The organism is Viridibacillus sp. FSL R5-0888, assembly GCF_038009105.1.
Taxonomy (GTDB): domain Bacteria; phylum Bacillota; class Bacilli; order Bacillales_A; family Planococcaceae; genus Viridibacillus; species Viridibacillus arenosi.
In genome coordinates this window covers 3,318,619-3,344,176 of the sequence record NZ_JBBPAU010000001.1, presented here as the reverse complement: position 1 = coordinate 3,344,176, position 25,558 = coordinate 3,318,619, and the positions used below count along the sequence as shown (strand labels likewise).

Sequence of the window (25,558 nt, the reverse complement as noted above, 5' to 3'; positions counted from 1 at the left end):
CATGACGAAAATCGCTTTTATCTTTCCAGGACAGGGCTCACAATCAGTTGGTATGGGAGCCGAATTTGTGGCTGAGCACCAAGAGTGCAAAGCCTACTATAATAAGGCAGATGAATTATTAGGTTATTCATTATCAAAGTTAATGCTTGAAGGTCCAGCTGAAGATTTGACATTGACTTACAACGCGCAACCTGCATTGTTAACGACAAGTGCAATGATTGCTGATAAACTGACAAAAGTAGGTATTACACCAGATTACACTGCGGGACATAGCTTAGGTGAATATACAGCGTTAGTGGCTTCAGGGGTAATGTCATTTCAAGATGGCGTACAAGCCGTACATAGTCGAGGAATGTTTATGAACGAAGCAGTACCTGCAGGTGAAGGCGCTATGGCTGCTATTTTAGGCTTGGACCGAGATGCGTTGAAAGCTGTGACGGACGAAGTTTCAGCATCAGGAGAAGTTGTACAGCTTGCTAACTTAAATTGCCCAGGTCAAATTGTGATTTCTGGTACAAAGACTGGAGTAGACAAGGCGAGTGTTAAGGCGAAGGAAGCAGGAGCAAAACGTGCACTTCCTTTAGTAGTGAGCGGGCCATTCCATTCTGAATTAATGCGTCCAGCTGCTGGCAAGTTACAAGAGAATTTAAAGCAAAAAGCAATGCAAGATGCTAAAATTCCAGTAATCTCAAATGTTACGGCTAAACCAGTAACAGAACAAAATGAAATCCAGCAACTATTAGTAGAACAATTGTACTCACCTGTATTATGGGAAGATTCTGTTCGAAAAATGATCGACCTGGGTGTGGACGTATTTATCGAATGTGGTCCTGGAAAAGTATTAAGCGGACTTGTAAAAAAAGTAGATCGTCAAGTGAAAACGTATTGTGTATATGATGAAGCAACGTTTGAACAAGTTGTAGAAGCGTCGAAGGAGTGGTCTCATGAAGAAGCTAGAGGGTAAAACAGCTGTTGTAACTGGTGCTTCAAGAGGTATCGGCCGTGCCATTGCATTAGAATTAGCAGAACAAGGTGCGCGGGTTGTTGTCAATTATAGCGGTAGCCAATCTAAAGCTGAAGAAGTAGTAGCAGAAATTACTGGGAATGGCGGCGAAGCAATCGCAGTCCAAGCAAATGTAGCTGATGCTGACGAAGTAACAGCTTTAATGAAGGCTGCAACAGATACATTTGGTAGTCTTGATATTCTTGTAAATAATGCTGGGATAACACGTGATAATCTATTAATGCGTATGAAAGAACAGGACTGGGATGACGTAATGAATACTAACCTAAAAGGTGTATTCCTATGTACGAAGGCTGTCTCACGCCAAATGATGAAACAACGTGCTGGTCGTATTATTAATGTTGCATCGATTGTTGGTGTTTCTGGTAATGCAGGTCAAGCAAACTATGTTGCGGCAAAAGCAGGTGTTATTGGTTTAACGAAAACAACTGCAAAAGAATTAGCAGCGCGTAATATTTATGTTAATGCTGTAGCACCTGGTTTTATTGCGACAGAAATGACAGATGAACTGCCTGCTGAAGTAAAAGATCAAATGCTTGGACAAATTCCATTAGCGAAGCTAGGAGATCCAAAAGACGTTGCAAAAGTCGTACTATTTTTAGCGTCAGATGATGCAAGTTATATTACAGGACAAACAATCCATGTAGATGGTGGAATGGTCATGTAATTTATGCCTATGAACAAACGGGCTTTTTATGTATAATCATTGAGGGGAGGTGACAGATTTGGCAACTGTTATAGAACGTGTAACTAAAGTTGTTGTTGACCGTTTAGGTGTCGACGAGAGCGAAGTGAAATTAGAAGCTTCTTTCCGTGATGATTTAGGTGCGGATTCACTAGATGTAGTAGAACTAGTAATGGAACTTGAAGAAGAATTCGATATGCAAATTGACGACGAGGATGCAGAGAAAATTGCAACTGTTGGAAACGCGGTATCATTCATCGAAAGCAAAATTGGCTAATTATACATTGCTAGGGGCACTTCTTTCATAATTTTGAAGGAAGTGTCTCTTTTTGTTTTTGCACATTGTAAGAGAAAAAGGTAAACTAAACAGGAGTATCAAAAGGAAGATAAGAAGGTTGATGACGATGATGAAAAAAAAGGGACTCTCACAAAAAAATGGTGCAATTTCCGAGAAAGCACGCCTCCAATTTGAGGAATTATTAAATAATTTAGGATTGCATTTTGATAATGCAAGTTTACTTTACAATGCATTTACGCATTCATCATATGTGAATGAGCATCGTCGTAAACTATTTGAAGATAACGAACGCCTAGAATTTTTAGGAGATGCAGTGTTAGAACTATCTGTCTCTAAATTTCTTTTCCTTAAATTCCCTAAAATGAGTGAAGGTGAGCTTACAAAATTGCGTGCAGCAATAGTATGCGAACCGTCATTAGTCATTTTTGCAAATGAATTAAACTTTGGGAAATACGTTTTACTAGGAAAAGGTGAAGAATTAACAGGTGGTCGAGAACGCCCAGCTCTTCTTGCAGATTGTTTTGAAGCATTTGTTGGTGCACTATATTTAGACCAAGGATTAGAAACAGTCGTTGGATTTTTAGAACGTGTCGTTTATCCAAAAGTAGAAATCGGTGCTTTTTCGCATGTGATGGATTTTAAAAGTCAGCTACAAGAAATGGTGCAACAAGCCAATTCTGGTGCGCTTCAATATGAGATTATTAATGAAAACGGACCAGCACATAATCGTACATTCGTGTCACATGTTTTATTGAATGAGCGCGAATTAGGTGTTGGTCACGGAAAATCGAAGAAAGAAGCTGAACAAAGAGCTGCTCAAAGTGCAATGATTGAATTGCAAAAACAGTCAGCTGACAATCAGGAGGTATAATTTTGTTTCTTAAACGGCTTGAAGTGATTGGTTTTAAATCTTTCGCCGATCGTATTGGAATTGACTTTGTACCGGGAGTTACTGCTGTCGTTGGACCAAATGGCAGTGGAAAAAGTAACGTAACGGATGCAATTCGATGGGTACTCGGAGAACAATCCGCAAAGTCTCTTCGTGGTGCAAAAATGGAAGATGTCATTTTTGCTGGAAGTGACTCGCGCAAACCGCTTAACTTTGCAGAAGTATCATTGATATTAGACAACGAGGATGAACGATTACCAATCCCGTATAACGAAGTAAGTGTCACTCGTCGAGTATACCGCTCGGGCGATAGCGAATATCTATTAAATAAACAACAATGTAGATTAAAAGATATAACGGATTTGTTCTTAGACTCTGGTCTAGGAAAAGAAGCTTTCTCGATTATTTCACAAGGTCGAGTAGATGAAATTTTAAACAGTCGTCCGGATGATAGACGCTCTATTTTCGAAGAGGCTGCCGGTGTATTGAAATATAAGCAACGTAAGAAAAAAGCCGAGCATAAATTATTTGAAACAGAGGATAATTTGCATCGAGTCCTTGATATATTGCACGAATTAGACAATCGTATCGAGCCTTTGAAAATACAAGCGTCAGCTGCTGCGGATTATTTAAAGATGTCCAAAGAATTAAAGGACATTGATATAGCGGTTATCGTTCATGATTTACGTGTGTTGCAACAAACACTTGAAACAATTATGCGTGATAAAAAGCAATTTACGGTGACTGAGCAAGAACATATACACAATATGGAGAATAAAGAGTCACAAGTGGCTTCTATTCGAAAACAAATTACTAAACTAGATAATTTACTAGACCTATCGCAACATCAGCTTGTGGAAGCAAGTTCAGAAGTAGAGCGATGGGAAGGTCGTAAAGTATTAATGGCTGAAAAACGTCATAATGCCAGTGCGCAACTAGAAAAATTACAGCAATCACTTGAAAAAGCCCAAATCGCTGAGCGAGAGTGGCACGTACAACAAGTAGACAAACAAGAACAATTAACAATAAGACAAAAAACGTTTCAATCATTGAAAAAAAGTGTGAAACAGCTAGAAGATAACTTAAATCGTTCATCAACGGACATTGAAAAAGATATCGAAAACTGGAAAAACACATATATTGATCGCCTCAATGAAGAAGCAACAGTTAAAAATGAATACAAAAATATAACACAACAGCTAGAACAACAAGAACAAGCTTCGTTCAAAATCACTAACCAATCGTCAGAAATGGCAGAGGAATTAACTCAGTTGACGAAAGAACAGCAGGTTGTTGAAAGTAAATTAAACGATGTGAAGCAACAGCTAGAAGAAAAACTGGCTGCTTATTCAGCTTGTCAATTGGAGCTAGCGAGTGCGACAAAACAATTTGAAAGCAAACAAGATATGCTTTTTAAAGGCTATCAACATTTACAACAGTTAAAGTCTCGGAAAGAAACTTTAGCGGAACTTGAAGCAGACTTCTCAGGCTTTTTCCATGGTGTAAAAGAAATTTTAGTGGCTAGAGAAAATAAAAAACTCTCTGGTATTCACGGCGCTGTTGCAGAGTTAATTCAAGTTAGTGGAGAATATACAAAAGCACTTGAAACAGCATTAGGCGCAGCTTCTCAACATATTGTGACTGAAACTCAACAGGATGCTCAAAAAGCTATTGCATGGCTAAAAGAAAAACGAGCAGGTCGTGCAACGTTTTTACCGAAAAATGTTATGAAATCTCGAAAAATATCACGTGATGCACTTGGAGCGGCTGCAACTCATCCGTCGTTTATTAATACTGCAGATGAGCTAGCAACATTTGACCCAACATTCAAAACGATTGCAGAAAATTTATTGGGTAATGTATTAGTTGCAAAAGATTTACAGAGTGCAACACAAATAGCCAAATCATGCAATTATCGTTATCGCGTAGTAACGTTAGATGGTGACATAGTAAATGCCGGCGGTTCACTTACAGGTGGTTCTACAAAACAACAAACATCGTTATTTACTCGTAAAGCAGAACTGGAAGACTTAACTGGTCAGCTTGTGCAAATGCAAACAAAAATAGAACAAGCTGAAAAAGTTGTTGCAGAGCAAAAAAACTTTGTATCTGTTAAAACGGTTCTTCTAGAGGACTTACGTAAGCAAGGTGAAGTGTTACGTGATGAAGAATTTGAACTGAGTGGACATTACCGTGAATTAGAAGCAACGACAAAACGACTTGCATTACGTGTTACTTTAGTAGCTACTGAAAAAGAAGATGCTACCGATCGCTCTTCAAATTTACAAGAAAGTCAAATTTCTGCTAAAAAGCGTTTGAAAGAATTAAAGGAAGAGCTTGCTGAGATAAATACGACAATAGAACAATTAAATATTCTTAAAGTACAAAGTGAAACAGCTCAAGATGCATTGAAAGAACAGTATGCAGAAAAGCGCTCAGAGCTTGCCGTACTACAAGAACAAGTAACGCAACTAAAACAAGCTTCTGAGGAAGTAACCGTGCAATATGACAAGGCGAAGTTGGAAGTCAATAATATTAGTCAAGAAATCAAATGGTTGACGAATGACGAAAGTCAAAATGGACCGTCTGATGAAGAAATAACAGCAAATATTACTACTTGGCAGTTGAAAAAAACTGATTTAATATCGACCATTGCTACAAGTAAGGAAGAAAGAACTCAGCTACAAGTTACTTTGGATAGCTGTGAAGTGGAACTGAAGGAATTACAACGAGTGCATAAAGGCTTATTAGATGGCTTGCGTAATTATGATGTAAAACTTTCTCAACTGGAGTTTTCTAAGCAAGCTTTATTAGACCAACTTGCTGAAGATTATGAGCTTTCTTTAGACGAAGCCATACGGGAAGTAAATGAAGATATAGATGTTGAGATATCAAGAAGAAAAGTAAAATTATTAAAGCAATCTATTATAGAACTAGGTCCCGTAAACTTAAATGCAATAGAAGAATTCGAAACCGTTTCAGAACGACATACTTTTTTAACAGATCAAAGATCAGATCTCATGGAAGCGAAAGAAACATTGCATGAAGCGATTCGTGAAATGGATGAAGAAATGTCAACACGCTTTAACGAAACATTCTTGAAAATCCGTGAACACTTCCAAGTTGTTTTCCGTGAATTATTTGGTGGCGGTCATGCAGATTTACAGCTAGTTAAGCCTGACGATATACTCGAAACAGGAATTGAAATTGTCGCTCAACCACCAGGGAAAAAGTTGCAAAGTTTAAGCTTACTATCAGGCGGAGAACGTGCTTTAACGGCAATTGCACTACTGTTTTCTATTTTAAAAACGCGTCCTGTACCGTTCTGTATACTAGATGAAGTAGAAGCTGCACTTGATGAATCGAATGTTACTCGCTATAGTCAGTATTTGAAAAAGTTTAGCCAAGAAACACAATTCATCGTTATCACGCATCGCAAAGGTACGATGGAAGGTGCGGATGTATTGTACGGTATTACGATGCAAGAATCAGGTGTATCGAAACTAGTATCTGTGAAATTAGAACAAGAAGAACCGGTTCTTGTAGGACAAAGGAGCGAATAACAATGAGCTTTTTAAAGCGTATGAAAGAAAAACTAATGGGCGCGAAGCCTGAAGAACTTGATGTACAATCGGTAGAGACAAGCGTTGAAAAACCGTTTGACGATGTGGTAGTCCCTCCAGACCGAGAAGTAGCTGTCCCAACTGTAGTTACTCCGGAAATTGAGCGAGAATCTATTGCATCTGATCAAGCTCCTCAAGAAGGAGAATCACAAACTAATGAAGTAATCGTCGTTGAAGAATCAACAACAGAAGTTGTAAAAGTGGAAGAACCCCAAGAAGAGAAAAAATCAAAATGGGGCTTCTCAGCATTTTCGATTACAGAAAAATTCAAAGCGGGCTTAGAGAAAACACGTGATTCATTTACATCAAAAGTGAATGATTTAGTAGCTCGTTACCGTACAGTAGATGAAGATTTCTTTGAAGAACTTGAAGACTTATTACTACAAGCGGACGTTGGTTTTGAGACTGTAATGGAGCTAATGGATAAATTACGCTTTGAAGTTCAACGTCAAAATATTAAAGATACGAGCGGTATCCAATCAATTATTTCAGAAAAGCTTGTTGAAATTTACGAATCAAGTGATGAAGAGTCAATTGAGTTAAATATACAAGATGATGAGTTAACAGTTATTCTTTTTGTTGGTGTGAACGGTGTTGGTAAAACAACAACAATTGGGAAATTGGCGCATCGTCTAAAACAAGAAGGGAAATCAGTAATACTTGCAGCAGGTGATACATTCCGTGCAGGTGCGATTGATCAACTTCAAGTTTGGGGAGACCGTGTTGGTGTGGAAGTTATTAAGCAAGCAGAAGGATCTGATCCTGCTGCAGTAATGTATGATGCCATTCGTGCAGCCAAAAATCGTGGAGCAGATGTACTTATTTGTGATACAGCGGGACGTCTGCAAAATAAAGTTAACTTAATGAATGAATTAGAAAAGGTACACCGTGTAATTTCCCGGGAAATACCGAATGCTCCGCATGAAGTTTTATTAGCTTTAGATGCAACTACTGGACAAAATGCACTAGTGCAGGCACAGACATTTAAAGAAGCAACAAACGTGACAGGTATTGTATTAACAAAACTAGACGGTACTGCAAAAGGTGGTATTGTACTTGCTATTCGTAACAAATTGCATATTCCAGTAAAGTTTGTTGGCTTGGGTGAGAAAATGGATGATTTACAACCATTTGATACAGAACGCTATGTGTATGGCTTATTTGCTGATGCACTTGATCAACAGCTAGCAAAAGAAGAGGAATTAAACGAGCAATAAATAGATAGAAGAAGGATGCATAGCTTTTTGGCTATGCATTTTTCAGCTTTGTAGATTTGGGTTTATATGAGGACTAAAATGTATTTAGACAAGTATATTTACTTGACAGAAATCGGATTATTCCTTATGATACTAAAAGAATGTGTAAAACAGGGGAGAGATTTCTTATGCTTCTTGAAAAAACGACACGCATGAACTTTCTCTTCGACTTTTATCAAGCATTGTTGACTGATAAACAACGTAGCTATATGCAACTTTATTATTTAGATGACCATTCTCTTGGTGAAATTGCTGAAGCTTATGAAGTATCGCGTCAAGCAGTTTACGATAATATTCGTAGAACAGAAGCGATGCTTGAAGAATATGAAGACAAACTTCGATTATTCGAGAAATTTCAAAACAGACAACAAATAATTGCAGAGCTATCGAAAAAAACTACTGACAATAGTGCCTCGCAAACTGTGTGGCTAGAACTTATTGAGCAGTTAAAGCAATGGGATTAGGAGGCGGCATGCATGGCATTTGAAGGATTAGCGGAGCGACTCCAAGGCACGATTTCGAAGATTAAAGGCAAAGGGAAAGTGACGGAACAAGACGTTAAAGAAATGATGCGTGAAGTCCGTTTTGCCTTAATTGAAGCGGACGTAAACTTAAAAGTTGTAAAATCTTTTATTAAGCGCGTTAGTGAACGAGCAATCGGTCAAGACGTCATGAAAAGTCTAACACCCGGTCAACAAGTTATTAAAATCGTAAAAGACGAACTGACAGAATTAATGGGTGGCGAACAAAGCCCTATTAAATTCTCTCAAAAACCACCAACTGTTATTTTAATGGTAGGTTTACAAGGTGCCGGTAAAACAACAACTACTGGTAAACTTGCTAATGTTTTACGCAAAAAGTACAATCGTAAACCATTGCTTGTGGCGGCGGATGTCTACCGTCCAGCAGCCATTAAGCAATTGCAAACATTAGGTGATCAGCTATCTTTGCCGGTATTTGCTCTTGGTACGGAAGTATCTCCTGTGGATATTGTTCGCCAAGCGCTAGAACATGCAAAGGAAGAGCATCATGATGTTGTATTAATCGATACTGCAGGTCGTCTTCATATTGATGAAAACTTAATGCAAGAATTGAAAGATATTCGTGCATTAAGAGAACCAGATGAAGTCTTCTTAGTTGTCGATTCTATGACAGGTCAAGATGCTGTAAATGTAGCTAATAGCTTCAATGAAGCAGTAGGTATTACGGGTGTAGTTCTAACGAAGTTAGATGGGGATACACGTGGTGGTGCGGCTTTATCAATCCGCTCTGTTACAGAAAAACCAATTAAATTTGTCGGTATGGGTGAGAAAATGGATGCTTTAGAGCCATTCCATCCAGAACGTATGGCTTCACGTATTCTTGGTATGGGCGACATGATGTCCTTAATCGAGAAAGCTCAAGCAAACGTTGACGAAGAAAAAGCAAGAGAAATGGAAGAAAAGTTCAGAACACAGAGCTTTACTTTCGATGATTTCTTAGATCAAATGAGCCAAGTAAAAAAAATGGGACCTTTGGATGAAATTTTAAAAATGCTTCCAGGTGCCAATAAAATTAAAGGCTTAGAAAATGCGAAAATCGATGATAAACAAATTGGGCATATAGAGGCGATTATTCTCTCGATGACGCCAGCTGAAAAAACGAACCCTGAGATTATCAACTCAAGTCGTAAAAAACGAATTGCAAAAGGTTCAGGTTGCTCTGTTCAAGAAATAAACCGACTTTTAAAACAATTTGAAGATATGAAGAAAATGATGAAGCAAATGACGGGTATGACGCAAAAAGGGAAGAAAAAAATGAAACTTCCTGGTTTGGATTCACTGTTTAAATAACTTTTTAATCTAAAATTTAGTGTGTTAAGAAAAAACACTTTACAAACAATCCAAAGCTTGCTATTATACTATCTTGTGTGAAACTATTCGGAGGTGCAATTAAAAATGGCAGTAAAAATTCGCTTAAAACGTATCGGGGCAAAAAAAGCTCCTTTCTATCGTATTGTAGTAGCAGACGCTCGCGCACCACGCGACGGCCGCTCAATTGAAACAATTGGTACATTCAATCCTTTAACTACTCCAGAAGAAGTTAAGATTGATGAAGAAAAAGCATTAGCATGGTTAGCAAATGGTGCAAAACCATCTGATACAGTACGCAACTTGTTCTCATCACAAGGCATTATGGAAAAATTCCATAACTCAAAAATCAGTAAATAATCGGAGGTGACAGCATGAAGCAGCTGATTGAAACAATCGTTAAACCTTTAGTCGATTATCCAGAAGAAGTTCGTATTATAACCGAGGAGAGTCCGAATCGGATTGTATATAAACTATCTGTTCACCCTAGTGATATGGGCAAAGTAATTGGTAAACAGGGCCGTGTTGCAAAAGCGATGCGTACAATTGTTTATTCAGCAGCGGGCAGTCATCATAAGAAGAAGACGTATGTCGATATTCTAGATTAGTCAAAAAGGAGGGAGCTTTAGTTCCTTCCTTTTTTGTTACGATTAAAATCAATTAGTCCTCTAATAATGTATTGAGGATGTTCACATATTTATTAAGAGGTGATTTAGATGGAATGGTATAACGTAGGTAAAATCGTTAATACACATGGTATAAGAGGTGAGGTGCGTGTCATCTCACAAACGGACTTCCCTGAAGAACGCTATGTAGTGGGAGAACAAATTGCACTGTTTAAGAAAGATTCTAAAAAACCATTGCGACTAACAATCGCATCAGCCCGTGCTCATAAAAACTTCATTCTACTAACGTTTGAAGGATATCCAAATATTAATGATGTAGAAGACTTCCGTGACGGTATTTTAAAAGTATCAGAAAAGCAACTAAGTGAATTAGCTGATGATGAATACTATTACCATGAAATCATTGGCTGTACTGTTTTTGATGAAGAGGGTACAGAAATTGGACAAGTGAAAGAAATTTTCGAAACCGGTGCTAATGATGTCTGGACTCTAAAAGGTGTTAATGGTAAAGATCAATATATTCCAGTAATAGACGACGTCATTAAAGAAATCGACGTTGACGAGAAGAAGATCATTATTCATGTGATGGATGGTTTATTATCATGATGAATATCCACGTACTATCGCTATTCCCGAATATGTTTGAAGGCGTATTTGGTTCTTCTATTTTAAAAAAGGCTCAAGAAAAAGGAGCTGTTACGTTAGGTGTAACAGATTTTCGTGAATTTTCAATTAATAAACACAACCAAGTGGATGATTATCCGTACGGTGGAGGAGCTGGTATGGTATTAAAGCCAGAACCCCTTTTTAACGCCGTAGAAGCGCTTGTAAGCGAAGGAAAAAAGCCGCGTATCATTTTGATGTGTCCACAAGGAGAACGCTATACACAGGCTAAAGCAGAGGAATTAGCGCAAGAGGAAGACTTAATCTTCCTTTGTGGTCATTATGAAGGTTATGATGAGCGTATTCGTCAGCATCTTGTAACGGATGAAATTTCTATTGGGGATTATGTCTTAACGGGTGGTGAGTTGGGGGCAATGACGGTGATTGATAGTGTCGTTCGCCTGTTGCCTGGGGTTTTAGGCAATAATGATTCACCTGTATTAGATTCTTTTTCAACTGGTTTACTAGAACACCCACATTACACTCGTCCTGCTGAATTCCGTGGTATGAAAGTGCCAGATGTTTTACTTTCTGGTAATCATGCAAAAATTGACGAATGGCGTGAGCAACAATCTATAAAAAGAACGTTTGAGAGACGTCCGGATCTGCTTGAAAAAATGGAGTTAAATCCAAAGCAACAAAACTACTTGGATATATTAAAATCGGGTAAATAATTATTGCATATTATCATATCATGTGATAATATTAAAAATGCATTTCTATGAGAAATGCCGAATTACGGTGTTCCGCTGTATCATCAAGAGGAGTTACAAGAACATCTGTCTAAGGAGAGAAAATAATGTCAAACATCATTACAGAAATCACTAAAGAACAACTTCGCACAGACATTCCTGCGTTCCGCGCTGGAGATACTGTAAAAATCGACGTTAAAGTAGTCGAAGGAACTCGCGAACGTATCCAAGTATACGAAGGAGTAGTTATTAAACGTCGTGGTGGCGGTATTAGCGAAACTTTCACAGTTCGTAAAATTTCTTACGGCGTAGGTGTTGAGCGTACGTTCCCAGTTAACACTCCAAAAATCGCTAACTTACAAGTAGTACGTCGCGGTAAAGTACGTCGCGCTAAATTATACTACCTACGTAACTTACGTGGTAAAGCGGCTCGTATTAAAGAAATTCGATAATACATTTTTTTGCCGAAGAGAGAGCTTGTTTTACAAGCTCTCTTTCTTTTTGCTTGAAATGATAAATCCTTGTACAATAAGAACAGAATAGTCAAGGGGGACATCGAAATGGAAAAAACAAAAAAAGAGAAAAATGAGTTATGGGAATGGACAAAGGCATTAGTCATTGCTTTTGCATTAGCTGCAATTATTCGTTATTTTTTATTTACGCCGATTGTAGTAGATGGCGAGTCTATGATGCCAACCCTTGAAAATGGCGACCGCATGATTGTAAATAAGATTGGCTATAAAATCGGTGACTTGCACCGTTTTGATATAGTTGTATTCCACGCACCGGAAAAGAAAGATTATATTAAACGTATTATTGGTTTACCAGGAGATCAGGTAGAATATAAAAATGATCAGCTTTATATCAATGGCAAAGCAATTGCTGAGCCTTATTTACAACAATATAAAGATGAAATTACGGATGAAGGTACATTAACTGAAGATTTTACACTTGTGGATATCCCGGATATGGAACAACTGGATAAAATTCCGGATGGTTATGTTTTTGTAATGGGAGATAATCGTCGTTATAGTAAAGATAGTCGTCACATTGGGATTGTATCAGTAGATGAAATTATCGGTAAAACAAGTATTGTTTTTTGGCCTTTTGATCAAATTGGTACCGTGAAATAACGAATAGGAGTGAAACACATGACCATTCAATGGTTTCCGGGACATATGGCGAAGGCTCGTCGACAAGTAACCGAACAACTGAAATTGGTTGATATTATTTTTGAATTGATTGATGCACGCTTGCCATTATCTTCAAGAAATCCAATGTTAGATGAAGTAATTCATCAAAAAACACGTTTACTTATTTTGAACAAAGCGGATATGGCTGATGAAGTTCAAACACGTAAATGGATAGATTATTTTGAATCAAAAGGGCACAGGGCTGTGGCTATTAATTCATTAGATGGTAAGGGACTTAATAAAGTAACTAAAGCCGCACAAGAATTACTAGCAGAGAAATGGGATCGTATGCGCTCAAAAGGTATGAAACCTCGCGCAATTCGTGCAATGATTGTAGGTATACCAAACGTAGGCAAGTCGACATTGATTAATCGACTTGCTAAAAAGAATATTGCTAAAACAGGAAATACACCTGGTGTAACAAAATCACAACAGTGGATTAAATTTGGTAAAGAGCTTGAACTATTAGATACACCGGGAATTCTATGGCCGAAATTTGAAGACCAAGAAGTAGGGTATAAACTTGCCTTAACAGGTGCTATCAAAGATACCATTACAAATATGGATGACTTAGCTATATATGGATTAAACTTTTTGAGTAAGCATTATAAAGGTCGAATGGAAGAGCGATATAAATTTTCAGAAGTCAGTGAAGATCTTGTAGAGACTTATAATCATATCGGTCAATTGCGTAGAGTATACGCAACTGGCGGTGAAATTGACTATGACCAAGTTGCTGAACTAATTGTACGAGATATTCGTAACCAGCAATTAGGTAAGCTGACATTCGACTTTGTAGAAGACATAATCGAAGAATAAAAACTAACCTTTTTTACCTTTTGGTGAAAAAGGTTTTTTTCTAGATTTTTTAGAAATAGTGCCGATAGTATAAATAGATACAAAAGGGAGTTCTAGTTTTGAAAACGATAAAAGACATTAAAGAAGCATTAAATAATGAGCAACAATACCAATCTTGGATGGTGGAGATAGAAGCAGATGAACGCTTGGGCGTACAAAAAGCATGGCAACAATGGCTTAGAAAAAAAACGAAGCTAGACAAACTATTAGCCGAGCATCAGGCGAAACTGGAATTCGACAATGCTTATCGGCCACACCCTACTGCAAGTATTGCAGGTACAGATGAAGCAGGGAGAGGCCCGTTAGCAGGTCCTGTTGTTACAGCAGCAGTTATTTTACCTAAGGATTGTCCGGAGCTTGTTGGGTTAAATGACTCCAAACAATTATCAAAAGAAACAAGAGAAGCATTTTTCTCTAAAATTATGGAATGTGCTATCGCAACATCTATTCATTTTCAGCCTGAAGAAGTAATTGACAATCTCAATATTTACGAAGCGACAAAGCAGTCAATGAAGGCTTCAATAGAAACACTACAAGTGAAACCTGATTTTGTTTTAGCGGATGCAATGACTTTACCAATCGATATTCCACAAGATTCCATCATTAAAGGTGATGCCAAAAGCTTAGCAATTGCAGCAGCTTCAATATTGGCGAAAACAGCGCGGGATCACTATATGGAAGAAATGGATGAAAAATACCCTCAATACGGTTTTGCACAACACGCAGGTTACGGTACAAAACAACATTTAGAGGCTTTACGTGAATTTGGACCTACAGACATTCATAGAACAACATTTGAACCAATTAAATCAATGATTCTTAAGAGAGGGTGAAGAGTATTGGCTTATACTTCGTTTTCGTCCATACAAATGCAACAAAATCAAAGTTTAAACACACAACAACCAGTGGCTTTAAAACAAGGCCAAGTATTTCACGGTACGATTAAACAGCTTTTTCCTGACAACCAAGCAGAGGTGCAGCTAGGTGGTCATCGTTTTATGGCAAAGTTAGAAGTGCCAATGCAAGCTGGTAATGCACACTATTTTCAAGTAACAGGCATAGAGCCAGACTTACAACTTAAAGTCGTATCGGGTCCTATTAATCAAACAGGAACAATAACACAACAAATTAATCAATTATTAGATTCTATGCATCTTCCGAAGACATCGGAAATGCAACAAATTGCAGCCTATTTCTTAAAGGAAAACGTGCCGATGTCCAAAGAACAGTTAACGCAAGCAGAACAGTTGGTAAAACAATTACCTGCTGGTGTTACGATGAAGGATGCCTTACATGCTTTGCAAAAAATAATTGACTTGAAAATGCCTATGCAACAAGACACATTCCAAGCACTCATTCAAGGTGGGATGAAACAAGGTTTTACACAAACAATTGATGCTTTACGACAACTATTGCAACAGGATACATCCTTATCACCAGCTATACGCGACCAACTATTACAACAATTACAATTGCTAGCTAAACCGTTTGAAACAGAAACAGGTGGTGCAATTTTAGCGAAAATTATTCAATCTTTAACAGACGCAAATACATCGTCTACTGATAAGAATATTCTAATCCAAATGCTCAAAGAGGTAGGTATCTTACCAAAAAACGCTAATATTTTTAATTGGTCGACAACTGCATTGCAAGGACCATTTGTATCACATTCCAACTCAATTGGACATTTATTACAACAAATTCAAACGGCAACACCAAAGGAAGCTACGCAACTTATCTCCCAATTACAAATGGCAATTACAAATAATGCCGATTTTACAGATTCTCAAAGAGCAGAGCTACAGCAGAACTTGATGAAATTCAATGCTGCTCAATCATCACAACAAGCGTTGTCAACGCTTGTGAAGGAACTGCAGGGACAGTTAGGGAAAATGAGACAAATGAGCATTACAGCACCTTCTACGACGCAATTACTGCAAAGTATTCAGTCTGTTAGTCAAAAAGATATGCCAGACTTCATCACCCAGCTAAAGGTATCCATTGAATCACAAAGTTTATTATCAGCTTCACAGAAAGAAATTCTTATTAATACCCTTGGGAAATTTTCACTGGCAAACAATACCCCTCAATCAATTCAAGTTTTGGGTAAGGAATTACAAGGTCAGCTAATGCAAGCATTTAGCCGAATAGCAGAACAACAACCTTTCAAAACTGATGAACAAAATATAACAGCTAAACAACATTTAATAACATTAATGAATGTGTCTAATTCAACGACTGATGATATGACATTTAGAGTGTTGACACAAATCACAAGTAAGTCTGGGGAACCCTTCATTCAGCAACTTGTATCGCAAGCTGAGCAGAGTGTTCATAATGCAATTGATAGTAAAGCTTTAGAGTCTGCTATGAAACAAACTTTGCATCACCTAGGATTAAGCTATGAAGCAAAATTATTAGATAAAACAGCAGATATGCAGCAACTTGCAGGGCAATTGAAACCACAGTTATTATCATTGTTACAAGAGCCTACTGCTTCAAATGCTACAAAAGCAGTGGCCGAGCAAATCGTTGCTCGTATGAATGGTATGCAATACTTATCAGGAGAAAACGGACCTCAACATCAACTGATTATGCAAATTCCATTAGAGTTTTTTGGACGAAAAACAGATGCCACATTGCAGTGGAATGGTCGTATGAAGGACAATGGTAAAATTGACGCAGACTATGCGAGAATTTTATTTTATTTGCAATTGAATTCACTTCAAGAAACAGTAGTTGATATGCAGGTACAGAGTCGCGTCGTCACAGTAACTGTTTACAATGAGAATGATCAGTTGAAAGAATTAGCAGAGCCGCTTAAAACAGCATTAAAAAAAGGATTATCATCACATGATTATCAATTATCAGGGGTCTTTATGAAAAAATTCGCAGAAAATCAACCAGTGAAAACGACATTAAATGCAAAAACTTCAAAGGATGTCAACGGGGGAGTCGATTTCCGCATATGACAGTAGAAAAACAACAACTTGAACGGAAAGAAGCTGTTGCCCTTTCCTTTAACCCAGGTGGGTTTGAAGCTCCTAAAGTGATTGCGAAAGGTAAAGGGAAAATAGCGGAAAATATTTTAGAACAAGCAAAAGATAATAATATCCCAATTCAAGAAGACCCATCCCTCGTCCAATTATTAGGGCAACTGGACTTAAATGAGTCGATTCCAGAGGAACTATACCAAGCAGTTGCTGAAGTATTTGCGTTTATTTACCGTTTAGATAAAAATTATGAAAATTCAAAATAATGGTCGAAAAAAGTCGATATAAGTCGCGGTCAAAACATTGATATATGTATATTTCGAGCGAATTTGCGGATAACTAAAGGTGAAAGTCGAAATAACAAGAATGTAGACATAGTGAATCAGATTATATACAATGGTTATGTAATAGTTAAACTCTATGGGATTTTGATGGGAGGAAGTTAGATGAATATCCATGAGTACCAAGGGAAAGAAATTCTAAGACAGTACGGGGTATCAGTTCCAAATGGCCGAGTAGCATTTTCACCAGAGGAAGCTGTAAAAGTAGCGAAAGAATTAAGTACAAGTGTAGTCGTTGTTAAGGCTCAAATCCATGCAGGTGGACGTGGTAAAGCAGGTGGCGTTAAAATTGCCAAAAATTTGGACGAGGTACGTTCGTATTCGAAAGAATTATTAGGGAAAATCCTGGTCACTCACCAAACTGGTCCAGAAGGTAAAGAAGTCAAGCGCCTCTACATAGAAGAAGGCTCTGATATTAAAAAAGAGTACTATTTGGGATTTGTAGTAGATCGTGCAACTTCTAGAATTACTTTGATGGGGTCTGAAGAAGGCGGGATGGACATTGAAGAGGTTGCTGAAGCAACCCCTGAGAAAATTTTCAAAGAAGTAGTTGATCCAGCTATCGGACTAACAGGTTTCCAAGCACGTCGTCTTGCGTTTAATATGAATATTCCAGACAAATTAATAAATAAAGCTGCATCACTTATGCTTGGAATTTATAAAGCATTTACTGAAAAAGATGCTTCTATTTTAGAAATCAACCCACTTGTTGTGACTGGTGATGGTAACGTAGTGGCGTTAGATGCAAAATTCAACTTCGATGGAAACGCTTTATATCGTCATAAAGATGTTGTTGAATTACGAGATTTCGAAGAAGAAGATCCAAAGGAAATTGAAGCTTCAAAATATGATTTAAGCTATATTTCATTAGACGGTAGCATTGGTTGTATGGTCAATGGTGCTGGACTTGCTATGGCTACAATGGACACCATTAGTTATTATGGCGGATCACCCGCAAACTTCCTGGACGTTGGGGGCGGTGCAACTGCTGAAAAAGTAACAGAAGCCTTCAAAATCATTCTTTCTGATGCAAGTGTAAAAGGTATATTCGTTAACATTTTCGGGGGTATCATGAAATGTGATATTATCGCAGAAGGTGTTATTACAGCGGCCAAAGAAGTTGGCTTAAATGTACCATTAGTTGTTCGCTTGGAAGGTACGAATGTTGAACTTGGTAAAGCGTTGTTAAATGAATCGGGTATTAATATCGTTACAGCAGATTCAATGGCTGATGGTGCAAGAAAAATTGTAGAACTTGTAGGCTAAGAAGGGCGGGGACTTGAAATGAGCGTTTATATTAATAAAGAAACTAAAGTGCTTGTACAAGGGATTACAGGGTCAACGGCTCTATTCCATACAAAGCAAATGCTAGAATATGGTACAAAAGTTGTAGCAGGAGTTACACCTGGTAAAGGTGGTACAACTGTAGAAGGCGTACCGGTTTTTAACACGGTGGTTGACGCTGTTGAAGCAACAGGTTGTAATGTTTCTGTCATCTACGTACCAGCACCATTTGCGGCAGACGCGATATTAGAAGCTGTAGATGCTGATTTAGATTTAGTTATTTGTATTACTGAGCATATCCCGGTATTAGATATGGTTAAAGTGAAACGTTATATGGAAGGTAAGAAAACACGTCTAATTGGTCCGAACTGTCCAGGTGTTATTACTGCAGATGAATGTAAAATTGGTATTATGCCAGGTTATATCCATAAAAAAGGCCATGTAGGAGTTGTTTCACGCTCTGGTACATTAACTTATGAAGCTGTTCATCAACTTTCTCAAGAGGGTATTGGTCAAACGACTGCTGTTGGGATTGGGGGAGACCCAGTTAATGGTACAAACTTCATTGATGTTTTAAAAGAATTTAATGAGGATCCTGAAACTTATGGTGTCGTAATGATTGGCGAGATTGGCGGTACAGCAGAAGAAGAAGCAGCTGAGTGGATTAAAGCAAATATGACAAAACCTGTTGTAGGCTTTATTGGTGGACAAACTGCTCCTCCTGGGAAACGTATGGGCCATGCTGGTGCCATTATTTCTGGTGGTAAAGGAACAGCTGCAGATAAAATTAAAGCAATGAATGCAGCTGGAATCCAAGTAGCAGAAACGCCATCTGTTATTGGTGAAACATTTATTAAAGTTATTAAAGAACAAGGTTTATACGAAAAATGTAAAACCCATTAATATAGAAGGTGTAGCAAAGTCATATTAGACATTGCTACACCTTTTAAGTAGTTATCTGAATGGAGGGCAAAGATGAATGAAGTACAATTGACGCAGAGACTCTTAGCATTGCATTATGTATTTCCCGTGCCTCTAAACAGGTTAGCGCCTTTGTTTAAAGAGGATGTAGAACTTGTAAAATTTGAACAAATGTCCACACAAAAAATTGCGCAATTATTAAATCTCTCCTATGAAAAAGCTACTAGATTAAGAGTTGCTTATATAGAAGCAATGGAAACCCCCTTACTCCAAGCTTATGAACAAAAGTTGATTACCCCTATTCCGTTCTTTCATCCCTTATTCCCTAAAGAGTTATTCGAATTATATGATCCTCCTGTATGTCTATATGTAAAAGGTAAAGTAGATTTACTAGTAAACAAACGTAAGATTGCTATAGTTGGTTCTAGAAAGGCGACAGCCTATACAGAAAATGCATTACAGTATATTATGCCGGCATTGGTAGAAAATGATTATATCATCATCAGCGGCCTAGCAAAGGGAGCTGATCGAATGGCGCATGAAAGTGCAATTGCAAACGGAGGTAAAACAATCGCAATTCTTGGACATGGATTATTTCACCTATATCCGAAAGAAAATAAGAAATTAGCCGAAATAATTAGCAAAGATCATTTATTAATGACAGAATATCCGCCATATATCGAGCCGAAACGATGGTATTTTCCAATGCGGAATCGTATTATTAGCGGTATATCAAAGGCAATACTAGTCACTGAAGCCGCTGAAAAAAGCGGTACTTCCAGTACAATGGACCACGCCTTAGAGCACGGGAAAGAAATTTTCATTGTACCTGGAGATATCACATCAAAACTTTCATTAGGACCTCATAAATTGCTCACAGAAGGTGCTACACCAGTCTGGAATGGTTATCAAATAATAGAAGAATTAGAAAGATATTTTATTTGACGATGAAATATAACTTGCAAAAATTTCTTTTCTGTTATACATTTTGCAACAGGTATTCTTTTGTAAACGCTAAGAAAAAAAGTTATAGTTGAATGGTAAGGTTTTTAACAATATTTTCATGCACTTATTCAATTTTAACAAGTGAAACTAAAGAAAATGAAACATCACCTCTATAAGGGGGAACTCACATGTCGGATTATTTAGTAATAGTAGAATCGCCCGCAAAAGCAAAAACAATCGAGCGATATTTAGGGAAAAAATATAAAGTAAAAGCATCAATTGGTCACGTACGTGATTTACCTAGAAGTACAATGGGAATTGATACGGAAAATAATTTTGAACCAAGATACATTACCATTCGTGGTAAAGGTCCTGTTTTACAAGATTTAAAATCCGCAGCTAAAAAAGCCAAGAAAATCTATCTCGCGGCCGATCCAGATCGTGAAGGAGAAGCAATTGCTTGGCATTTAGCAACAGCTCTTAACATTGATATAAAATCGGACTGTCGTGTATTATTTAACGAAATCACGAAAGATGCTATTAAAGAGTCATTTAAGCATCCACGTCCTATTGATATGGATTTAGTTGATGCTCAACAAGCACGTCGTATTCTAGACCGTCTTGTAGGGTATAACATTAGTCCTCTTCTATGGAAGAAAGTCAAAAAAGGTTTATCTGCTGGTCGAGTGCAATCAGTTGCACTACGTATGATTATCGACCGTGAAAACGAAATTAAAAACTTCCAGCCTGAAGAATATTGGACAATCGAAGGTAACTTTGAAAAAGGTAACAAGCAATTTGATGCTATTTATTATGGAAATAGTAAAGAGAAAATCAAATTGTCTAATGAAGCACAAGTAAAAGATGTCTTGAAGCTAATGAAGGGCGAAGATTTTGAAGTTGCAAAAGTAGTTAAACGTGAGCGTAAGCGTAATGCGGCTCCATCTTTTACAACATCATCCCTACAACAAGAAGCCGCTCGTAAATTAAACTTCCGGGCGAAAAAAACAATGATGCTTGCACAGCAATTATACGAAGGTATAGATGTTGGAAAAGAAGGCACGGTTGGTTTAATTACGTATATGCGTACCGATTCGACACGTATATCTGAAACGGCGAAAAAAGAAGCATTTGAATACGTGCAATCAACATACGGTAACGAATATACAACGCCCCTTGATCAACAAGCAAAAAAATCTGAAAAGGCGCAAGATGCACATGAAGCAATTCGTCCAACAAGCACGTTGCGTACTCCTGATCAGTTAAAAGCTGTTTTATCTAGAGACCAACTTCGTCTTTATCGTCTAATCTGGGAACGCTTTATAGCGAGCCAAATGGCATCAGCTGTATTAGATACAGTAACAGCAGACTTACAAAATGGTGATGTATTCTTTAGAGCTACAGGTTCTCAAGTGAAATTCCCAGGTTTCATGAAGCTTTATATTGAAGGGTCAGATGACCAAAAAGAAGAAAAGGATAAGCTATTGCCACCAATGGAAAAAGGCGACATTGTAAAATCCTTGAATATTGAACCAAAACAACATTTCACACAGCCGCCACCTCGCTTCTCAGAGGCGCGACTTGTTAAAACGATGGAAGAAATAGGGATAGGTCGACCGTCAACTTACGCTCCAACATTAGATACAATTCAGAAGCGTGGGTATGTCACATTAGATAATAAACGTTTTGTACCTACAGAATTAGGTGAAATTGTTCACTCATTAGTTTTAGAATTTTTCCCAGATATTATTAATATCGAGTTCACTGCAAAAATGGAGCACGATTTAGATAGTATTGAAGAAGGTAATACAAAATGGGTGAGTATCATCGATGAGTTCTATCAAGATTTTGAAAAACATGTACAACACGCTGAAGTGGCAATGGAAAAAGTTGAAATTAAAGATGAACCTGCTGGTGAAGATTGCGAACATTGTGGTTCACCAATGGTATTCAAACTTGGTCGCTATGGTAAATTCATGGCATGTAGCAACTTCCCTGATTGTCGTAATACTAAAGCAATTGTTAAAGCAATCGGCGTAACATGCCCAACATGTAAAGAGGGAGAAATAGTAGAACGTAAGAGTAAAACAAAACGCATTTTCTATGGTTGTAATCGTTATCCTGACTGTGAGTTTGTATCATGGGATAAACCAATTAACAGACCATGTCCAAAATGTAGTGAATTATTAGTTGAGAAGAAACTGAAAAAAGGCGTGCAAATTCAGTGTACGAAATGTGACTATAAAGAGACAGCATCACAATGATGAGTAAAAGAAAGAGGTATATATTAGCATGACAACAATCGTAAATGTAATCGGTGCAGGACTAGCAGGTAGTGAAGCAGCTTGGCAAATTGCGAAAAGAGGCATTCAAGTTCGTTTATATGAAATGCGTCCAGTAAAACAAACGCCTGCTCACCACACAGATAAATTTGCAGAATTAGTATGTAGTAACTCACTACGTGCCAATAACTTAACAAATGCTGTTGGCGTTATTAAAGAAGAAATGCGTATGTTAGATTCGGTTATTATAGAAGCAGCAGATCGTAGTTCAGTTCCTGCCGGTGGAGCGCTAGCGGTAGATCGCCACGAATTCGCTGGCTATGTAACAGAAAAAGTCAAAAATCATCCACTTATTGAAGTAATTAATGAAGAAGTAACTGAAATTCCTGAAGAGGGTATAACAGTTATTGCTACAGGTCCATTAACTTCAAAAGCATTAGCAGAACAAATTCAAGCTTTAACAGGAGAAGAATATCTTTATTTCTATGATGCAGCTGCGCCGATAATAGAAAAAGACAGCATTGATATGGATAAAGTATATTTAAAATCTCGTTATGATAAAGGTGAAGCAGCATACTTAAATTGCCCAATGACTGAAGAGGAATTCAACCGTTTCCAAGAAGCCTTAATTAACGCTGAAGTTGCACCATTAAAAGAGTTTGAAAAAGAAAAGTACTTTGAAGGTTGTATGCCGATTGAAGTAATGGCTGCACGCGGTCCGAAAACTATGCTATTTGGTCCTATGAAACCAGTAGGCTTAGAAGATCCTAGAACAGGTAAACGTCCCCATGCAGTTGTACAACTACGCCAAGATGACGCTGCAGGTACGCTTTATAACTTAGTAGGTTTCCAAACACATTTAAAATGGGGAGCACAAAAAGAAGTATTTAGTATGATTCCTGGTTTGGAAAATGTGGAAATCGTTCGTTATGGTGTTATGCATCGAAATACTTTTATCAATTCTCCTAAAGCATTAGCACCAACTTATCAACTAAAAAGTCGTCCAAACATTTTCTTTGCCGGCCAAATGACAGGTGTAGAGGGTTATGTTGAGTCAGCAGGTAGTGGTCTAATTGCAGGTATTAATGCTGCACATCTTGCAATGGAGAAAGACTTGTTAATCTTCCCAGCAGAAACGGCTTTAGGAAGTATGGCGCGTTATATAACAGAAGCGGATTCAAAGCACTTCCAACCAATGAATGTGAATTTTGGTTTATTCCCTAAACTGGGTGAAAAAATTAAATCGAAGCAAGAACGCGGAGAAAAACACGCAGAGCGCGCATTGGCTGCTATTCAAAATTTTAAAAATACAACAAATATCTAATTGTTTTAAGCCTTTAAAATTGTTACAATTTTAGAGGCTTTTTTGTTTATAAATGAAGATAATTTCTCATAATTGAAAATAAGATACAAATAGTGGTAATTCGATAGTTAGAATAATACATTTAAGTGTAACAAAGTTATCTAAAAGACATGAATAAACTTTTCTTTAAAAACTTTATTTTGACTTATGAACTGAAGTGTCGAACAATTCACATGAGTGTGTTATACTCATATGTGCCTTAAACAACTAGGATTAACATTAGCTCTAGATTAGTACTCGTTTTTGCTTTATAAAAATGCTTAGAGTTAGATGGTTAAATTTGGAACTTTTATTAACGAGGTGTTCAAATGAACATACGATCTGAACAAGCACTTGAGCAATTTGTTATTTACATTCAATTAGAAAAAAATTTTTCACCATTAACAGTGCGAGAATATCAATCTGATTTACATGAATTTTTATCTTTCTTAAAAGTAGAAGGCGTAGTAGATTTAGCTGATGTTGAATATATTCACGCACGACTTTACGTAACAAAATTGTACGAAGAAAAAAAAGCGAGAACAACTATCTCAAGGAAGATTTCCTCAATCCGTTCTTTTTTTCGTTTTTTGAATAAAGAATATGGATTGGATGATGCCGGCTTTCAAGCCCTTTATCATCCGAAAAAAGAAGATAGATTACCGCGCTTTTTTTATGAAGAAGAGCTTGCCAGATTGTTTCAGGCAAACGAAGGGGAAGATCCGAAGTCGTTACGAGATACAGCCATTCTTGAATTGTTGTATGCTACAGGTATTCGGGTTAGTGAATTGACATCTATTGAAATGAAAGATGTTGATTTTTCGATATGCATTTTACGTGTGATGGGAAAAGGGAGAAAAGAACGTTATGTACCATTTGGACATTTTGCTTCGGAGGCATTGCAACAATACCTAGCAAATTCACGTCCTAAACTTATGAAAGGCCTTCAAAACCCTCAACTATTTGTCAATATGCGAGGTGGAGCCCTTACTGCAAGAGGTATTCGTTATATATTAAATGATATGATGAAAAATGCAGAATTACATTCTAATATTTATCCTCATATGTTAAGACACACCTTTGCCACGCATTTATTAAACAATGGAGCAGATTTACGTACCGTGCAAGAATTACTCGGACACGCAAATTTATCTTCTACGCAAGTTTATACGCATGTGACAAAAGAACATCTAAGAAACACATATATGAATGCTCATCCAAGAGCGTAACAATTGGGAGGAGGGTTATTATGGTTGAAATGCATGCAACCACAATTTTTGCAGTACAACATAAAGGGCAGAGCGCGATGGCAGGTGACGGACAGGTGACACTTGGTAATGCAGTCGTGATGAAACACACAGCTAAGAAAGTGCGTCGTCTTTATAACGGTAAAGTATTAGCGGGGTTTGCTGGTTCTGTTGCTGACGCGTTTACATTGTTTGAAATGTTTGAAGGGAAACTTATGGAGTTTGATGGCAACCTTCAACGTGCTTCAGTCGAAGTAGCTAAGCAGTGGCGCGGAGATAAAATGTTGCAAAAATTAGAAGCAATGTTACTTGTGATGAATAGTGAAACACTACTACTTGTTTCTGGTTCTGGTGAAGTCATTGAACCTGATGACGGCATCTTAGCAATTGGCTCGGGAGGTAACTATGCTTTATCAGCTGGTCGAGCGTTGAAGCAATACTCTGGTGAAACATTATCGGCAGAAGAAATTGCAAAAGCATCGCTTGAAATTGCGGCAGATATTTGTGTATTTACGAACCATAATATTATCGTGGAGGCACTGTAAC

Annotated in this window: 25 protein-coding genes; all 25 read left to right on the top strand. The window is 37.6% G+C overall.

Annotation, left to right across the window (positions count from 1 at the left end):
* The first annotated feature begins 1 nt into the window (after position 1).
* The 25 genes from fabD (at position 2) to hslV (ending at position 25,557) form a co-directional block, all read left to right on the top strand.
* Positions 2 to 964, top strand: a complete 963-nt coding sequence (gene fabD, locus MKY02_RS16765; protein WP_038183991.1) for an ACP S-malonyltransferase — start codon at positions 2 to 4, stop codon at positions 962 to 964.
* Complete coding sequence (fabG, locus tag MKY02_RS16760) at positions 945 to 1,691, top strand: 3-oxoacyl-[acyl-carrier-protein] reductase (protein ID WP_038183993.1); 747 nt, start codon at positions 945 to 947, stop codon at positions 1,689 to 1,691. The genes fabD and fabG overlap by 20 nt, the downstream gene beginning before the upstream one ends.
* A 58-nt stretch (positions 1,692 to 1,749) precedes the next feature.
* The gene (locus MKY02_RS16755; protein WP_038183995.1) at positions 1,750 to 1,986 is read left to right on the top strand and encodes an acyl carrier protein; all 237 of its coding nucleotides are present in this window, start codon (positions 1,750 to 1,752) and stop codon (positions 1,984 to 1,986) included.
* 130 nt (positions 1,987 to 2,116) lie between these two features.
* The gene (gene rnc / locus MKY02_RS16750; protein WP_412104688.1) at positions 2,117 to 2,878 is read left to right on the top strand and encodes a ribonuclease III; all 762 of its coding nucleotides are present in this window, start codon (positions 2,117 to 2,119) and stop codon (positions 2,876 to 2,878) included.
* Between the two features lie 2 nt (positions 2,879 to 2,880).
* Positions 2,881 to 6,459: a chromosome segregation protein SMC gene (gene smc / locus MKY02_RS16745; RefSeq protein ID WP_340711558.1), complete on the top strand. Its 3,579-nt coding sequence runs from the start codon at positions 2,881 to 2,883 to the stop codon at positions 6,457 to 6,459.
* Positions 6,460 to 6,461: 2 nt separating this feature from the next.
* Complete coding sequence (gene ftsY / locus MKY02_RS16740) at positions 6,462 to 7,736, top strand: signal recognition particle-docking protein FtsY (protein ID WP_340711557.1); 1,275 nt, start codon at positions 6,462 to 6,464, stop codon at positions 7,734 to 7,736.
* 167 nt (positions 7,737 to 7,903) lie between these two features.
* A complete protein-coding gene (locus MKY02_RS16735) occupies positions 7,904 to 8,239 on the top strand; it encodes a putative DNA-binding protein (RefSeq protein ID WP_038184004.1) in 336 nt (111 codons plus the stop codon).
* A 12-nt stretch (positions 8,240 to 8,251) separates the two neighbouring features.
* The gene (ffh, locus tag MKY02_RS16730) at positions 8,252 to 9,607 is read left to right on the top strand and encodes a signal recognition particle protein (RefSeq protein WP_038184008.1); all 1,356 of its coding nucleotides are present in this window, start codon (positions 8,252 to 8,254) and stop codon (positions 9,605 to 9,607) included.
* 105 nt (positions 9,608 to 9,712) lie between these two features.
* On the top strand, positions 9,713 to 9,985 hold the full coding sequence (gene rpsP, locus MKY02_RS16725; RefSeq protein ID WP_038184010.1) for a 30S ribosomal protein S16: 273 nt from the start codon (positions 9,713 to 9,715) through the stop codon (positions 9,983 to 9,985).
* Positions 9,986 to 9,999: 14 nt separating this feature from the next.
* Positions 10,000 to 10,233 (top strand): KH domain-containing protein, encoded by a 234-nt coding sequence (locus MKY02_RS16720; RefSeq protein WP_038184012.1) that lies wholly within the window; start codon positions 10,000 to 10,002, stop codon positions 10,231 to 10,233.
* Positions 10,234 to 10,341: 108 nt separating this feature from the next.
* Positions 10,342 to 10,857: a ribosome maturation factor RimM gene (gene rimM / locus MKY02_RS16715; protein ID WP_038184015.1), complete on the top strand. Its 516-nt coding sequence runs from the start codon at positions 10,342 to 10,344 to the stop codon at positions 10,855 to 10,857.
* Complete coding sequence (gene trmD, locus MKY02_RS16710; RefSeq protein ID WP_076034180.1) at positions 10,857 to 11,588, top strand: tRNA (guanosine(37)-N1)-methyltransferase TrmD; 732 nt, start codon at positions 10,857 to 10,859, stop codon at positions 11,586 to 11,588. The genes rimM and trmD overlap by 1 nt, the downstream gene beginning before the upstream one ends.
* 125 nt (positions 11,589 to 11,713) lie before the next feature.
* The gene (rplS, locus tag MKY02_RS16705; RefSeq protein WP_038184017.1) at positions 11,714 to 12,058 is read left to right on the top strand and encodes a 50S ribosomal protein L19; all 345 of its coding nucleotides are present in this window, start codon (positions 11,714 to 11,716) and stop codon (positions 12,056 to 12,058) included.
* Positions 12,059 to 12,166: 108 nt separating this feature from the next.
* A complete protein-coding gene (gene lepB / locus MKY02_RS16700; protein WP_038184020.1) occupies positions 12,167 to 12,739 on the top strand; it encodes a signal peptidase I in 573 nt (190 codons plus the stop codon).
* Positions 12,740 to 12,757: 18 nt separating this feature from the next.
* Positions 12,758 to 13,618: a ribosome biogenesis GTPase YlqF gene (ylqF, locus tag MKY02_RS16695; RefSeq protein ID WP_038184024.1), complete on the top strand. Its 861-nt coding sequence runs from the start codon at positions 12,758 to 12,760 to the stop codon at positions 13,616 to 13,618.
* A gap of 98 nt (positions 13,619 to 13,716) precedes the next feature.
* Positions 13,717 to 14,490, top strand: a complete 774-nt coding sequence (locus MKY02_RS16690; RefSeq protein WP_076034018.1) for a ribonuclease HII — start codon at positions 13,717 to 13,719, stop codon at positions 14,488 to 14,490.
* A 6-nt stretch (positions 14,491 to 14,496) separates the two neighbouring features.
* Positions 14,497 to 16,629, top strand: coding sequence for a hypothetical protein (locus MKY02_RS16685; protein WP_340711556.1), 2,133 nt, complete (start codon positions 14,497 to 14,499; stop codon positions 16,627 to 16,629).
* A complete protein-coding gene (locus MKY02_RS16680) occupies positions 16,626 to 16,916 on the top strand; it encodes an EscU/YscU/HrcU family type III secretion system export apparatus switch protein (RefSeq protein WP_038184034.1) in 291 nt (96 codons plus the stop codon). The genes MKY02_RS16685 and MKY02_RS16680 overlap by 4 nt, the downstream gene beginning before the upstream one ends.
* 180 nt (positions 16,917 to 17,096) lie before the next feature.
* Positions 17,097 to 18,257, top strand: a complete 1,161-nt coding sequence (sucC, locus tag MKY02_RS16675; RefSeq protein WP_038184037.1) for an ADP-forming succinate--CoA ligase subunit beta — start codon at positions 17,097 to 17,099, stop codon at positions 18,255 to 18,257.
* A gap of 18 nt (positions 18,258 to 18,275) precedes the next feature.
* Positions 18,276 to 19,178, top strand: a complete 903-nt coding sequence (gene sucD, locus MKY02_RS16670; protein ID WP_038184052.1) for a succinate--CoA ligase subunit alpha — start codon at positions 18,276 to 18,278, stop codon at positions 19,176 to 19,178.
* A 72-nt stretch (positions 19,179 to 19,250) separates the two neighbouring features.
* Entirely contained in the window at positions 19,251 to 20,141 is an 891-nt protein-coding gene (gene dprA, locus MKY02_RS16665; protein WP_076034017.1) for a DNA-processing protein DprA, read from the top strand.
* A gap of 188 nt (positions 20,142 to 20,329) precedes the next feature.
* Positions 20,330 to 22,405, top strand: coding sequence for a type I DNA topoisomerase (topA, locus tag MKY02_RS16660; RefSeq protein WP_038184057.1), 2,076 nt, complete (start codon positions 20,330 to 20,332; stop codon positions 22,403 to 22,405).
* Between the two features lie 28 nt (positions 22,406 to 22,433).
* Positions 22,434 to 23,747 (top strand): FADH(2)-oxidizing methylenetetrahydrofolate--tRNA-(uracil(54)-C(5))-methyltransferase TrmFO, encoded by a 1,314-nt coding sequence (trmFO, locus tag MKY02_RS16655; protein ID WP_038184061.1) that lies wholly within the window; start codon positions 22,434 to 22,436, stop codon positions 23,745 to 23,747.
* A gap of 347 nt (positions 23,748 to 24,094) precedes the next feature.
* Entirely contained in the window at positions 24,095 to 24,994 is a 900-nt protein-coding gene (gene xerC / locus MKY02_RS16650) for a tyrosine recombinase XerC (RefSeq protein WP_038184063.1), read from the top strand.
* 20 nt (positions 24,995 to 25,014) lie between these two features.
* Complete coding sequence (hslV, locus tag MKY02_RS16645) at positions 25,015 to 25,557, top strand: ATP-dependent protease subunit HslV (protein WP_038184066.1); 543 nt, start codon at positions 25,015 to 25,017, stop codon at positions 25,555 to 25,557.
* Position 25,558 lies beyond the last annotated feature (1 nt).